Genomic DNA, 15,432 nt, shown 5'->3' on the forward strand with positions numbered 1-15,432 from the left:
GGTTCTTTTTAGAAATATCTTGGCGATTTAATACGTTTACTTTTAAAAACTTCAAACATAAGTAACACTTCATGTGTTCCGCTTGTGTAAGGTCTAATATCTGAAAGTGGATACTCATATGCGTAACCAATTCTTAATTGTTTTGATATCTGAAAATCTGCGATACCACCTATAGCAGCAGTATATTGATTAACTCTATATGCTCCACCCAGCCATACTTTTTCATTGAAAAGAAAGTTTGCTGAAATATCAAAGGATAAAGGTGCTCCATTAGTTGCTTTTAATAGCGCAGATGGTTTTAATTTTATGTTTTCACTTAAGTCAAAAACATATCCACCTGTAAAATAATAACTAATACGTTCTAAAGCTACATAATCAGCAGAACCACTTCCTCCATTATTGTAATCTGTATTTAATATTCTTGGCGCAGATAAGCCAAGGTACCAACGTTTTGAATGGAGATATAAACCAGCTCCAAAATTAGGGCTCCAGCGGTTAGATACATCATTAAAAAACTGATCGTTCACTACTGAAGGATCTGTTAATAATTCTTCATCTAAGCTATAATGTGTTAATCCGCCCTTAATACCAAAGGCTAATTTTACATTTTCACTTGCTTTAATCGTATATGAATAATCTGCATATATGTATGAGAAATTTTCATATCCTAGTTTATCATTGATAAAGGAAAGTCCAATACCCATATTTTCATTACGCAATGGCGTATGTACAGATAATGTTTGTGTTTCTGGTCCTCCGTCTAAGCCAACCCATTGACTTCTATGTAAGCCTACAACACTTAATGTTTCTCTACTCCCAGCATAAGCCGGATTAATAGAAATAGTGTTGAACATGTACTGCGTGAACTGAGGTAACTGCTGAGCAAATGCAGAAGAAACACTCAAGAATAGTACCGCAATACTTATAATTTTTGATAATTTCATCGGTTAAGTTTTTATTAATTTGTAGCTACGTAGATTGGACCTGCAAAAGGTTCTAATCCACTATTTTTTAGGTTAATAATGTAGTAATATGTACCTGTTGGAACTTTTCCAGAACTTCCTATAGATGAGCTATGAGCTTCCCCATTCCAATCATTTAAGTAATTATTAGATTTATAGATTTGAGCACCCCATCGGTTGAAAATTTGTAGTTCAATTACAAAACCACATTCTTCTATTCCAGATATAGTGAAGAATTCGTTATAAGCATCACCATTAGCGGTAACTGTTTTAGATATAACAACATCATCTTGTCCACACGCTAATACTACACAATCATCATCTAAAGTTACGTTTACTTCTATATTAGAAGGACAAGCTTGATCATCGATAGAGTACATAAATGTATATTCGCCTACTTCTGCAGAGGCTGGATCGAATAAGCTTCCATTAATAATTGCATCACCAGAAACAACACTCCATGATCCATTCATAGCAAAGTCACCAGATAATAATTCGAACAAATCAAATTCTGAATCTAAAATACATCTGTTAGTATCAGTAGCTTGCATTGTATTAGTAAGTTCTACGTTTACGTTTTGTGTATATATTGCTTCGTTCCCACAATCATCTACTACTGTCCAAGTTCTAGTTATACTATAGCTATCGGCATTATTAGTTTGAGTAGACGTTTCGTTGAAACTAACTGCTATATCATTAGAGCAAGAATCTTCAAAAACTAAACTAGGAACCTCTGGAATATTATCACAAAACACGTTAATTGTATCTTCAAAATCTGTTAAGATAGTTGGAGGTGTATTGTCTTCTACTGTAATAATTTGAGTGAATGATGTTGTGTTACCACATTCATCTGATAAAGACCATAATCTTGATATTGTTGATTCGCCTGGGCAAGTTCCGTCTATTGCATTATCAATATATGTTGCGTCAAGGTTAGTTGCGCAATTGTCAGCTTCGTCAGTAACATCACCAGTTATTGTTAAATCAGTAACGTCATCTCCACATTCTAAAGTAATATCTGCAGGTACTGAAAAAGTTGGTGCAATAGTGTCGTTTACAATAATGAATTGTGTACAGTCCTCACTGTTTAAAATAGTTGTTTCGCTTTCATCTCTAACACCATTACCATTTGTATCATCATAAGATGTTATAGTAAAAGTACGTGTGATAGTTTGTTCACATGTTCCTTGATCTATACTATTCTGAGCCGTAATTTCAATAAGTCCGCAAGCATTGTCACCAATGTTTCCGTCACCATTACCTAAGGCGCTAAATTCTTCAATAGTATAAGATATTTCCGAAGGTAAATCGCTGTAACATGCCACAGTAGTTTCTTCAAATGTAGGACATGTAACTTCAAACTCACAACATGCAGCTGCAGCTCCTGATAAGACAAGGATGTTACAAGAATTTACATCTTGTATTTCAATACTATAATCTTCATTTCCAGAAATAGTATCGGATGTCCATGTGAAAGTATCATCTTCGTTAGTTATCCAAGTACCTGTTTGGTTCATGCCATTAACGGTAAATGGTGCTGTTCCTGTAAAAGTAGCAACAATAGTATAAGTAGTGCCATTTTCAGAACATTCTAAAGTTTCTGTATTTACCAATGTGATATCTTCAGTGAAGTTAACAGTTACCATTAGTCTTTCTAAACTTTCACAACCTTGATCTGTTGTTTGAGTTGCGTAATAAACATCGCCATCTATTAAGGCTTCAGAAGAATCAATAGGTGAGGTGCTAGTTTCACTAGTATACCATTGAATATTTTCACCCGTAGCATTTAAGTCAGCTATAGTAGGTTCGCTAGATTCGCAAAACTCTTGAACTTCATTTCCTGTTGGTGTTTCTGTTTTATTAAGACTCACAGTAATTACAGCAGGTAAAGATGAGACTCCAATCATGTCTGTAATAGTATATTCTATTGAAGTTCCATAGAACCCTGGTAAAGCTTCAAACAAAACGATACCATCACTGTTTACTGTAAATGTTCCTTGACCAGTAATAGTTACGCTAGTTGCAGGTAATGATGTTACAGGATCTATTAATTGTACAGCAGTTATATCTAAATTATAAGTTCCTGCAGAATCATTTTCTAACACATTAATATTTATTTCGGTATCATCAGATGTAATACAAATAAAATCATCAGTTGCAACAGGGGCAACTAATTGAGATGGACAACGAGCTCCGTCACCTGGTTCAATGTCTATTAGGCTATTGTAGAGCGTTGCTGTTAAATTACCTGTATGAGGCGCTCCTATTCTATAGATGTTTCCGGAAGCATTGTTTGCAATAAACATGTTTCCTAATGCATCCATGTAAGCAGTTCCAAAGGAGTTAGTTGTTTCAGAACTTAAACCAGTTACTGAACCAAGATCATCTACTGTATTGCTAGCAATATTAAAACGTAGTAGTTTTCTATTAGCTGTGCTTGTTACCATATAAATGTTACCATCTGCTGGGCTAAACGTTATATCGTTAATAGCAATAGGGTAGTTTAATAATGTTGTGGCAGTTAAATAGTTTGGACTAGTTGGGTTTAAATCAATAGAAACAAAATTATCTTCTCCATGTAAAACCAAGATGCCATCTTCATTAATATCACCAGAGCTATAATCTCCTATAGTAAATGGTCCAACAATAGGTAGAAATTCTACATTTGCAGAAGCATCAATTTTCACAATATTATTGGTGTATTGTTGTAATCCATAGATATTATTATCTAAAAGATTATAACCAATAGCATTAACAAACTGAGGTACTGAAGTATCTTCAATTAATGGCGCTTTAATTAAGGTTTGAGCGTCTGTGACCAAATCATAAGAATATAATCCTGAAACAAAATCACCTTGACTATTTCTGTCATTAACAATTAAGTAAGCAAAACCATCCTCACAATCAAAAGGTGTGTTTAAGCATTCAGCAGGAGAATCACCTGATAACGTTAAAGACCCACAGTTGTCTGATATAGTTACATTATAAGTTTCAACAGTACTTTCAATTTCGCTAGAAGTCCAAGTTGTTGTTCCATCAGTATTACTAGTAAAGGTACCAGACTGTCCATCTCCAGAAGCTGTAAATGGTGGTGTACCTGTGAAAATTGCTTCAATTGTATAAACAGTACCATTAATTGAAACACAATTTGCTTCTTCTGGTTTTGTTAATAAAATTTCTTCGCTAAAATTGACAGAGACAGCTAGTCTATCCGTACTCTCACATCCTGCAGAACTCGTTTGAGAAGCGTAATAAGTGTTACCTTCAATTAAAACAGTATCAGAATCCAACGGATTTTCAGCATTAGCACTTTCATACCATAAAATATTATTACCCGAAGCATTTAAATCGGCAATAGTAGCGTTATCTATTTCGCAGAATTCTTGAGTATCAGAACCTGTTGGTCCTTCTGTATCATTTAGACTAATAGTTATAACACCTAAATTAGAATTGAAACCTATACTATCTAAAACAGTGTACTCTATAGATGTGCCAGTAAAACTAGGTAATGCTTGGAATGTAACTTCCCCATTAGTTTCTAAAGTAAATGTTCCCTGATCAGCTATTGTTACTGAATTAGAAGCTAATGATGTGTTTGGATCTATAAGTTGAGCGGATGTAATATCTATAGGGTAAGTTCCTTCAGAGTCGTTAACAGTAACATTAAATGTTATTTCCGTTATATCCGAAGTTATACAAATATTATCTGGGTTTGCAATTGGCTTAATAGATTGAGAAGGACAACGAGCACCATCACCAGGACTAACTCCTGGTAAATTGCTATAGAAAGTAGCTGTTGTATTACCTAAATGAGGTGTCGCAATTTTATATGTATTTCCAGACTCATTATTTGCAACATACATATTCCCTAAAGAATCCATGTAAGATGTACCAAATGAATTAGAGATCTCAGATTCTAATCCTGGGACATTCCCTAAGTTAACAATTGTATTTGTTACAGGATTAAATTCATATAATGATCTTGGATTAGTACTCGTTAACATATATAATTTATTATTAACAGGACTAAATGCCATATCATTAACAGCATTAGAATGCTGTAATACTATATTGGCAACTAAATAATTTGTACTAGATGGATTTAAGTCGATTGAGACAAATTTGTTGCTTCCGTATATATATAGAATACCATTTTCATCGATGTCTCCAGCAGCATAATTATTACTATCAAAATCAGTTAAGCCAGTAACAGTTAATAATTCTATATCTCCGTTACTATCAATTTTAACCACTTTATTACTACGTTGTAATAAGCCATATAAGTAATTATCAAGAACGTTGTAACCAATAGCATTTACAAACTGAGAGGTTGTGGTAGTTGAGATAATTGGGTCTTTAATTAAATTGAGTGAATTTGTAGATAAATCAAATGAATATAATCCCGTAACGCGCCCATTATCACTGAATACGTTTGTTAGAATATATCCAAAACCATCATCACAATTAAAAGCAACATTTGCTTCTCCTCTTAACGCAAGTTCTAAATCATCATAATTAGAGGCCGGAATGTTTTTAGAAAACGAAGTAATGTCTTCATGTTCTGAAGAAACTTGTTTCTGTTTGATCTTTTGGTCTAAAACTTGACCAAAAGAATTAAAATTCACCATAACTAGAGTCATAATGAACATCAATTTCATTAAAGGTCTAAATGGTTTTTTTGATTTGGGATTGTATAAGTGTTTCATTTTTAACTTTTTTAAGTTAACCTGGCTATTGTTATTTTAAAATTTGATTTTGAGTTTTTAACTGATAAAATGTAAGAAGTATGTGCTTTTCTAAATAATTGTAAAATTCTTGAAAGTATATATAAATTCTAGTTACATACAGATGTTTCAACTCATCTAGTATCTGGTTGGTGTCTTTACTAAAATGCTGCTTAACTATTTTAGCATAAGACTTAAAGAAGCCTGACCCTTCAAACATTATAGTTATCATTGTTTTCATACTTAAAATTTATTAAAAATTTTATTGTCGCATTGCGATGTTATATTTTTGATAATTATATCAAATATCTAACTAAACAGATTTTTGTTTAGTTTAGTAATAAAATATTTTAGAGGGAGGGAATTTTGGTATCTAGATACCAGCAAAATTGATTTAGGATCTTTATCTTTAAATTAGGTTTTAGGTTGATTGTACACAGCAAATTAACTCATAACAAAAAGTATACACAAATATTAAAGTTAAAGCGGCAATATACTCGTCAAAACGGATATATATAACCCTTCATCGACATAAAAAGCACTTAAGCGTTTAGTAATGAAAGAAATAGTACTAGTTAGACATGGTAAATCGTCTTGGAAATACGATGTAATTGATAGTGAAAGACCTTTAAAACAAAGAGGTATAGATGATTCTTTGTTGGTTATTAGTGAGTTATGTGCTCGTGGAGCTGTTCCGAGTACTATTTTTTCTAGTCCAGCAAATAGAGCGCTAAGTACTTGTAAGATTTTTATGAATTTCATTGAAATTCCACAGAATCAAATTATTGTAGATGAAAATTTGTATGATTTTGAAGGTAGAAACGTTATTGATTTTATAAAAAGGTTACCAAATAGTATTGATGATGTTATGATTTTTGGACACAACCATGCTTTCACGTCAATTTCTAATATCTTTGGCAATACATATATCGATAACCTTCCTACGAGTGGTTTAGTAAAACTTAGGTTTGATATCGATGATTGGAAAGATTTAAAAAAGGGTATTACAGAATTTATTATTACTCCAAAGGATTTAAAAGCATGACAAAGGATAAAAACATTTATATAAATAGAGAGTTAAGTTGGCTTAAATTTAATGAACGTGTGTTGCAAGAGGCATCAGATAAGGATGTTCCATTAATAGAGCGGCTACGTTTTTTAGGTATTTTTTCTAATAATTTAGATGAGTTTTTTAAAGTAAGATATGCTACAGTTAAGCGTATATATGAAGCTGGAAAGGGAGGTAAATCTGAATTGGGAGGTATCCGTGCAGGTGATCTTTTAGAGGAAATTACACAGATTGTTATAGAGCAACAAAGTTATAGTTTAAAGATTTTAGATGAAATAGATGTAGAACTTCAGAATGAAAAAATTTATGTTATTAATGAAACTCAAATAAATGCGGATCAGCATGAGTTTATTAAAAACTATTTTTATCAAGAACTTAGTCCTGCTCTAGTTGTGCTCATGTTAAATGATGAAGTCGCGCTTCCAGAACTAATGGATATTTCGGCTTATCTTACTGTTAAAATGACTAACTTAGAAGGCAAAGATCAAGTCGCTCTAATTGAAATTTCTTCAACTATGGACCGTTTTGTCGTTATACCAAGTGACGATGATAAAAATTACATTATCATGGTAGATGATATCTTAAGATATTGTTTAGATGATATTTTTAATATTTTTAAATATGACCGTATTAGTGCTCATATGATAAAAATAACCAGAGATGGAGAATTAGATTTTGATAGTGATTTAAGTAAAAGTTTTATAGATAAACTTTCCGAGAGTGTTAAGGATAGACAAAGTGGTGCTCCTGTAAGGTTTGTTTATGATATGAGTATTGATAAGGATACTCTAAATTTTCTTTTAGAGCTTATGTCTATTGATGAAAAGGAAAGTATTATACCAGGAGGACGTTATCATAATCGCAGAGATTATATGAGCTTCCCAAGTTTAGGAAGAACAGACTTACTTTATGATAAAATAAAGCCCTTACCAGTAAAAGGACTTAGTTTAGAAGACAGTATATTTAAGACTATTGCAGAAAAGGATTATATGGTTTATACACCATATCATACGTTTTCATATATCGTGAAGTTTTTAAGGGAAGCAGCATTAGATCCTAAGGTAAAAACGATAAAAATTACAATATACAGACTTGCTCAAATATCGCATGTAGCAAGTTCTTTAATTAACGCTGCAAAAAATGGTAAAAAAGTAACTGTTTCAATAGAGCTTAGAGCTCGTTTTGATGAAGAAGCAAATATTAATTATGCAGAACAAATGCAAGATGAAGGCATTAAAATGTTCTTTGGAGTTACAGGCTTAAAAGTACACTGTAAAATGTGTGTTATTGAACGTGAAGAGAATGAAAAATTGGTGCGATATGGATTTATAAGTACAGGAAATTTTAATGAGTCTACAGCTAAGATTTATACCGATTTTACATTAATGACAGCAGATGCAAAAATTCTAAAAGACGTTAGTAAGGTCTTTAATTTTTTTGAAGTAAATTACGTAGTCAATCGATACAAGCATATTATTACCTCACCACATTATACTAAGTCTAAAATATTTAGTTTAATTGATAAAGAAATAGAAAGTGCTAAAAATGGTTACCCCGCTTATATAAAACTTAAAATGAATAGTATAAGTAGCTATAAGATGATAGATAAATTATACGAAGCAAGTAGGGCAGGTGTTAAAATTCAAATGATTGTTAGAGGTATTTGTTGTTTAGTGCCAGGAGTAAAAGGGATGAGTGAAAATATCGAAATTATAAGTATAATAGATAAGTTTTTAGAACATACAAGACTTTATATATTTTCAAATAATGATGATCCTAAAATCTATATATCTTCTGCTGATTGGATGACTAGAAATATAGACAATAGAGTGGAGGTAAGCTGTCCTATTTATGATGAAGATATAAAACGAGAATTACAAGATTTATATGCCATATGTTGGAATGATAATGTGAAAGCACGAATTATCAATGAGACTCAAGACAATACTTACCGCAGAAACGATAAGCCTAAAGTAAGAGCGCAATTTGATACTTATAAATACTATTTAAATTAATTAGAAGGTAAAGAACATGCTGAAAATACAAAAATTCGCAGCTATTGATATTGGATCTAATGCTGTAAGATTATTAATATCAAATATTATAGAACAAGACGATACTCAAGTAATCTTTAAAAAAAATTCGTTGGTTCGTGTTCCAATTAGGTTAGGAGCAGATGTTTTTCTTAAAGGAGAAATATCTGAGTATAATCAAGAAAGGATGTTAGATACTATGAAAGCTTTTAGTCTTCTAATAAAATCTCACGGTGTTGTGCGCTATAAGGCTTGTGCAACATCAGCAATGCGAGAGGCAAATAATAGTGCACCGTTAACAGAAAAAATTTTAGAAACGACAGGTATTAATATTGAAGTTATAGATGGTGAAGAAGAGGCGGCTATTATAGCAGCTACAGATTTACAATCATTTATTAATCCAAATAAAACATATTTATATGTTGATGTAGGTGGTGGAAGTACAGAGTTTTCTGTAATTCATAATGGAGAAAAAAAGGTTTCGAGATCATTTAAAATAGGAACGGTTAGATTGCTAAATGATATTGTAAAAAGTGAAACATGGCAAGAATTAGAACGTTGGATAAAAGATAATACAGGTCAATATGAAAAAATAGAATTGATAGGATCAGGTGGTAACATTAACAAAATTTTTAAAATTTCGGGAAAAGATGTTGGGAAGCCATTAACTTACTTCTATTTAACTAGTTATTATAAAATGTTGCAAAATTATTCTTATGAAGAACGCATCACAAAATTAAACTTAAACCAGGATAGGGCTGATGTTATTATTCCAGCAACAAGAATTTATTTGTCAGCCATGAAATGGAGTGGTGCAAAAGATATTTATGTACCAAAAATAGGGTTGTCTGATGGGATCATTAAAAGCATGTATTTTGAAACCGTATCAAGTATAATAGTTTAGTTTTTCACCAAGAACATTCCATTCAACCGATTTTTATTTCTATAGACCTAAAAATTAACATAAAGTTAGTTAAATATATATATTAGTGCTCTCAAATCGAAAAATTATGAAAAAATATTTAGTTGCCTTATTATTTGTTGCTTTTACATCTATCGGAATGTCTCAAGATATTTTATATGGTGTAAGAGGTGCTTTAAACGTGTCTAATTTAGATTTTGATCCTGATGCTAGTTTTGATAACGAACATAGGAATGGATTTGCTTTTGCGGGTTTTGTTGATTTCAATTTATCAGATGATATATCTTTATTAACAGAATTACAATGGTCTGCAGAAGGTGGTAAAGAACCAGAAATTAGAGCAGATTACTTAAAATTGCCAATTTTATTAAGGTTCTCTTTATCAGATAAGCTTTTAGTAGGATTTGGACCTCAAGTGGCTTTAAAAACTTGGGAATATGAAGATAGCTTTTCTACGTTTGCATTTTCTGGTGTTGCAGGAGCAGAATATATGATTACAGATGAGTTATTTTTAGATGTAAGATATTATTACGGTATAACTAATATTTTAAATGAAGATTTAACTGATGTTGAAGCTAAAAACCATGTTTTACAATTTGGTTTTGGTATCAAACTTTAAGAACTAAAAAATTAATATAAAAAAAAGCCTTAACAAAATTTTGTTAAGGCTTTTTTTTGTTTCTTCAATTTATTGATCTAAAACTATCCGTGGATGGTTTCTTTTTGTCCTAAGTTTTTCATAATATCCGCTTCAAACTCTAATAATGATTCCCACTTGGCATCAACTTCTGTTCTGTCTCCGTACTTTCTAGCAAAATTTAAGAACATCGTATAGTGGTTCGCTTCACTAATCATTAATTTTCTATAAAACTTGGCTAATTTTTGATCTTCTAACTCTTCAGAAAGTAATCTAAAACGTTCACAACTACGTGCCTCAATTAACGCGGCATATAATAACCTATGAACTAATTGAGTGGTTCTGCTTCCTCCTTTTGGGAAAAACTTTAATAACCCAATAACATAGTCATCTTTACGATCTCTTCCTAATGTCCAACCGTTTTCTAGTATAAGATCATGTACCATTTTAAAATGGCTCATTTCTTCATTAACTAACTCAATCATCTCTTGTATAAGCTCCGTGTACTCAGGGAATCCTACAATTAAAGAAATTGCTGTACTTGCTGCTTTTTGCTCGCAATACGCATGATCGGTTAAAATATCTTCAATGTTTTTTTCAACAATATTAACCCATCTTGGATCCGTTGGTAACTTTAGTCCTAGCATAATTATTTTACTTCGATTTGAACGATATTTGACTTTCCTTTACTATTTACAAACAAGGTGTGAGATGCTGATCTATTTGATTCAGGAATAGCATATAAAATGTTTATAGCAACCATGTTTGAATAGGTGGGGTCATCATTGACTTGAATTGATTTTAAAATAGCTAATTTATCAAAATTATATAAATCTGATCCTGAAGCTAAATTCGGGTTGTAATTAAAAGCTTTATTTACTTTTTCTTTATTAAAATTTTCTTGATAAATTAATTTGTCATTTTTGAATATGGTGATATCAAATTTGAAATTTCTATAATGCGTTTGGTAGTTAATAGTATCTTTTATCTTAGAAAATAATACACTATTAGACATGTCTGCAAAGGTTTTAATTTTTACGCGATATCCGTTGCTGATTAAGGTATCTACCTCGCGTTCTAAATAAGTATCAGGAATATAGACGTGAGTTTCAAAATTAACGGTCTTTTTAAACTCTTCAATGCTTTCAGATAAAGCTTGTTGTTGAGATTTTTTGCCTTCGCAGCTTGTGAATCCAATTACAGTTATAATGAAAAGTCCTAATAAATGTTTCATCGAGTTGAAGTTTTAAAATAAATTATTCATTTTTTTATTTCTTGTTTTAATTATAAAAACCATCGAGAGAATAATTAAAACACGTGATAGTGTTGCTATAAAAAAATCACTATCAAACTTCTCAATGAAAATGAAATTACCAGCTATTAAAATAATGCTCACAATAATGACGATTAAAGGTAAGTTTTTTTTCATAGGTTATAAGCTTTTAAAATGAATGATATTTCAATTTAAATATCTAGCCCAAACGTCTGTCTCAATACTTCAATATTAGGATTCTTTTCTTTTAGTTTTTCGTACTTTTCTTGAGGTGTATATGCGTATTTTTTTGCGATTTCTTCGTTAACTGTAATGTCTAACGTAAGATCATAATTTAGTAATTTCTTCTTTAAAAAAGCCATTAAAGGAAACTCGGCACGTTCTAATTCAATCTTATTAGTGTTATTAGAGTACGTTAAATATATTGTAGAGTCTTTTATTTTTGGCTCATCCATTTGAAGAATTGAAGCCATTATTTTCTCCCCTTTATTATCCATTTGAGCTGTGTATTCTTTCCAAGCTTCAGTTAAAGCTTCTTGAGATACAGGTTCTTTAGGTAGGTTTTCTTCATCAATAACAACTTCCATCTGTTTTAATTGATGTTGTTTCTTTTCTCTAATACTTTTTAAAGAGAAGCCAGAAGTAGATCTATTAGGTTGATTTATAGATAATTTAGGGACTGGCGCTACTTTTTTTTCAATAGCATTCACTTTTTCCTGTGGTACAGGTTCTACTTTTTTAGGCGCTGTTGTATTTTGAGCTTCGGTATTTGTTGTGACCTTAGGTTTTGAAATAGGAATAGGTATAATACCTTTTGCTCTAAAATATGAAGGCGGAATTATGAAGTGCTCAGAATTTTTTTTTTCTCCATCAAAAGTGATAGAGGCAAGTTGCATAAGTGTTAACTCAACGAGTAAACGTTGATTTTTACTGGTCTTATATTTGAGATCGCAGTCATTAGCGAGTCGAATACCTTCCATTAAAAACTCATGTGATGTTTTCTGAGATTGTTCCTGATATTTAAGACTGGTGTCTTCTCCAACTTCAAGTAAAGGAATTGTAACGGGGTTTTTACACACCATTAAGTCTCTAAAATGAGAGGCTAAACCGGCAATGTAATGATGTCCATCAAACCCTTTTGAAAGAATAGTGTTGAACTGCACTAGTAAGTCAGGGATTTTATTATCTAATATAAAGTCTGTACTTGTAAAGTAGGTTTCGTAATCTAATACGTTTAGGTTTTCTGTAACGGCTTGTCTGGTTAGGTGTTTACCCGAAAAACTTACAACACGATCAAAAATAGATAAAGCATCACGCATGGCTCCATCTGCTTTTTGAGCAATAATGTGCAGTGCATCATCTTCAGCTTCAATACCTTGTTCTTTCGCTATATATTTAAGATATTCTTTAGCATCAGAAACAGTAATACGTTTAAAATCGAAAATCTGACAACGCGATAATATTGTCGGAATAATTTTATGTTTTTCAGTTGTTGCTAAAATAAAAATACAATGCTTTGGTGGCTCTTCTAATGTCTTTAAAAAAGCATTAAAAGCCGCTTGAGATAACATGTGTACCTCATCAATAATATAAACTTTATATTTTCCTACTTGTGGTGGTATACGAACTTGGTCGGTTAAGCTTCTAATGTCATCTACAGAGTTATTAGACGCCGCATCGAGTTCAAATATATTGAAAGCAAAATCTTCATCTTCACTTGTGTTGCCATCACTATTTATCATTTTAGACAAAATACGAGCACATGTTGTTTTTCCAACTCCTCTCGGTCCTGTAAATAATAAAGCTTGCGCTAAGTGATTGTTTTCAATAGCATTGAGCAAAGTATTGGTAATAGCTTGCTGACCTACAACATCCTTAAAGGTTTGTGGTCTGTATTTACGAGCCGATACTACAAAGTGTTCCAATGTTTACTGAACTTGTTTTACACCTTTCGATGCTGTGAGATTAATGATTTGAAAACTGAATTACAAATTTAATAATAACGAATTAAATGTTCTTTATAAGTTATGAAATTTAATATGAGTTATTAACAATTTATGTATTTTTGCAGGCTAGTAGATCGCCTTATCGATTCTAAATTTATTTAGGGTAGGAAAGTCCGAACACCATAGTGCAATCATAGTGGCTAACAGCCATCCATCGAAAGGTGAGGAAAAGTGCAGCAGAAAGTATGTACAGGTAATGCTGTAGTGAAACCAGGTAAACTCTATGTGGTGCAATGTCATGTATACTAACGTTTGAGCGTACACGCGCGATTGTTAGAGGGTGGGCAGCTAAAGTTTGCTGGTAACAGTAAGCGTAGATAAATGATAAGGGCTTTTTTTGTTTAAGAAATTCATTTCCTAAAAAGAAAAAGTACAGAATTCGGCTTATAGATTTACTTAAACAAACAAGCTTCATGTTTTTTTACATGAAGCTTTGTTTTTTTTGTAATGCAAACATTAAGATTTATATTCAAAAAAGCTAAACACATTACCTCCGTAACTTTTTGAGTATGCATAATTTTTTAAATGACTTATATCGGTATGTTTAGAGTGCTCTACAATTAAGATACCTTCATCTTCAAGTAAATCATTCTGAAAAACTAATTCCGGAATCTTAGAAAAGGCTTCTACATCAAAATCGTACGGTGGATCTGCAAATATAATGGTATGTTTTTGTTTCGATTTTTCTAGAAACTTAAATACATCACTTTTTATTGTGGTAATGTTCATTTCAAAATCTTCTGCAGTTTCGTTAATAAACTTAATGCAACCAAAATGCGCATCTACAGAGGTGATTTTATCTGTTCCTCTCGAAGCAAACTCATAACTTATATTACCAGTACCAGAAAAAAGATCTAAAACAGAAATATCATCAAAGTAATACTGATTATTAATAATGTTGAATAAGGCTTCTTTAGCCATATCTGTAGTTGGTCTTACTGGTAATTTTTTAGGAGCCGTTATACGTCTGCCTTTAAATAATCCGGAAATTATACGCATTCAAGGGAATTTAAAATTAAATAATACTGATATAAGTGTTGTTTGTTTATGTTAGCGTTTATTAAATATTTGTAGTCTTTATCTGTGAAACTTACATGTCTAATATAAGTGTATAATGCTTGATAAATAGCATCGTCTTGTTTTATAAAACCACTTAACTCAACTAAAGTTGTTTCTGTATCTAGTTTTAATTGCTCGAAAACAAATAAAATATAATAGAGAAAATCTTCTTTACTATAATATTCAAAAACATTAAAGAGTTGAAGTTTATTATTGTCTATTACTAATACTTCGACTGAATTTAGATTAACATTAATGTAAACAGTAGGTGTTTCTCTAGGTTCTATATTTTGTAAAACGGAATCAATAAAGATACTTGATGAATGTTTGTAAACAAACTCACCAAAGGTTTCAAAAATATAATTATTGATGTTTACATAAGGCACATAAACATTAACACTTTTATTTACAGCAATATCATCTTCTGTAATAAAATCGTTTCTTAATATTTTAGAGTTGAATTTTAGATAATCCGTTTTATGATTAGGATCATAAAGTTGTTCTGGAACTAAAGTGGATAATTCATTTTGATGAATAACCAAAACAGCATTAAAATCTTCTGAAAAGACAATATTATTACTTAACTCTGCTTTTAAATGATTTAAGACTTCATTTGGAGTTAGTTTTTGACCAAACGGAATTGCTTTGAGAAACTCAATAGTATTTTGAGTTTTGTTTAGAATACAAAAAGAAAGCCCATTCAAATTAATTTGAATGGACAGTTCTTTAATATCGTTTATTTTCAAA

11 protein-coding genes and 1 other RNA gene are annotated in these 15,432 nt (G+C 31.4%); 5 read left to right on the forward strand and 7 right to left on the reverse strand.

Annotated elements, in window-relative coordinates; translation table 11 throughout:
• Positions 1–8: 8 nt before the first annotated feature.
• Positions 9–944, reverse strand: coding sequence for a PorP/SprF family type IX secretion system membrane protein (locus HM985_RS14165; protein WP_179376883.1), 936 nt, complete (start codon positions 942–944; stop codon positions 9–11).
• A gap of 14 nt (positions 945–958) precedes the next feature.
• Positions 959–5,668 carry a DUF6923 family protein gene (locus HM985_RS14170; protein WP_179376884.1) on the reverse strand — a complete coding sequence of 1,570 codons (4,710 nt, stop codon included), beginning with the start codon at positions 5,666–5,668 and terminating at the stop codon, positions 959–961.
• 574 nt (positions 5,669–6,242) lie between these two features.
• Between HM985_RS14170 and HM985_RS14175 the strand changes: the two genes are divergently transcribed.
• The 4 genes from HM985_RS14175 (at position 6,243) to HM985_RS14190 (ending at position 10,329) form a co-directional block, all read left to right on the forward strand.
• Entirely contained in the window at positions 6,243–6,731 is a 489-nt protein-coding gene (locus tag HM985_RS14175) for a SixA phosphatase family protein (protein WP_179376885.1), read from the forward strand.
• The gene (gene ppk1 / locus HM985_RS14180; protein WP_179376886.1) at positions 6,728–8,770 is read left to right on the forward strand and encodes a polyphosphate kinase 1; all 2,043 of its coding nucleotides are present in this window, start codon (positions 6,728–6,730) and stop codon (positions 8,768–8,770) included. Before HM985_RS14175 ends, ppk1 begins: the two co-directional genes overlap by 4 nt.
• 16 nt (positions 8,771–8,786) lie before the next feature.
• Positions 8,787–9,692: a Ppx/GppA phosphatase family protein gene (locus HM985_RS14185; protein ID WP_179376887.1), complete on the forward strand. Its 906-nt coding sequence runs from the start codon at positions 8,787–8,789 to the stop codon at positions 9,690–9,692.
• A gap of 106 nt (positions 9,693–9,798) precedes the next feature.
• A complete protein-coding gene (locus HM985_RS14190; RefSeq protein WP_179376888.1) occupies positions 9,799–10,329 on the forward strand; it encodes a porin family protein in 531 nt (176 codons plus the stop codon).
• 83 nt (positions 10,330–10,412) lie between these two features.
• On the opposite strand, the gene miaE is transcribed toward HM985_RS14190, so the two are convergent.
• From miaE to dnaX, 3 genes are all read right to left on the reverse strand, one after another.
• Positions 10,413–10,994 (reverse strand): tRNA-(ms[2]io[6]A)-hydroxylase, encoded by a 582-nt coding sequence (gene miaE / locus HM985_RS14195; RefSeq protein ID WP_179376889.1) that lies wholly within the window; start codon positions 10,992–10,994, stop codon positions 10,413–10,415.
• A 2-nt stretch (positions 10,995–10,996) separates the two neighbouring features.
• Complete coding sequence (locus tag HM985_RS14200) at positions 10,997–11,581, reverse strand: hypothetical protein (RefSeq protein WP_179376890.1); 585 nt, start codon at positions 11,579–11,581, stop codon at positions 10,997–10,999.
• Positions 11,582–11,811: 230 nt separating this feature from the next.
• Complete coding sequence (dnaX, locus tag HM985_RS14205) at positions 11,812–13,545, reverse strand: DNA polymerase III subunit gamma/tau (protein ID WP_179376891.1); 1,734 nt, start codon at positions 13,543–13,545, stop codon at positions 11,812–11,814.
• A gap of 147 nt (positions 13,546–13,692) precedes the next feature.
• Between dnaX and rnpB the strand changes: the two genes are divergently transcribed.
• An RNA gene (rnpB, locus tag HM985_RS14210) (RNase P RNA component class A) lies at positions 13,693–14,029 on the forward strand.
• 53 nt (positions 14,030–14,082) lie between these two features.
• On the opposite strand, the gene HM985_RS14215 is transcribed toward rnpB, so the two are convergent.
• Positions 14,083–14,625 carry an RsmD family RNA methyltransferase gene (locus tag HM985_RS14215; protein WP_179376892.1) on the reverse strand — a complete coding sequence of 181 codons (543 nt, stop codon included), beginning with the start codon at positions 14,623–14,625 and terminating at the stop codon, positions 14,083–14,085.
• Complete coding sequence (locus tag HM985_RS14220; protein ID WP_179376893.1) at positions 14,616–15,431, reverse strand: DUF3822 family protein; 816 nt, start codon at positions 15,429–15,431, stop codon at positions 14,616–14,618. Before HM985_RS14220 ends, HM985_RS14215 begins: the two co-directional genes overlap by 10 nt.
• Between the last annotated feature and the right edge of the window lies 1 nt (position 15,432).

It is taken from the genome of Winogradskyella wichelsiae (genome assembly GCF_013403925.1).
GTDB classification, from domain to species: Bacteria; Bacteroidota; Bacteroidia; order Flavobacteriales; family Flavobacteriaceae; genus Winogradskyella; species Winogradskyella wichelsiae.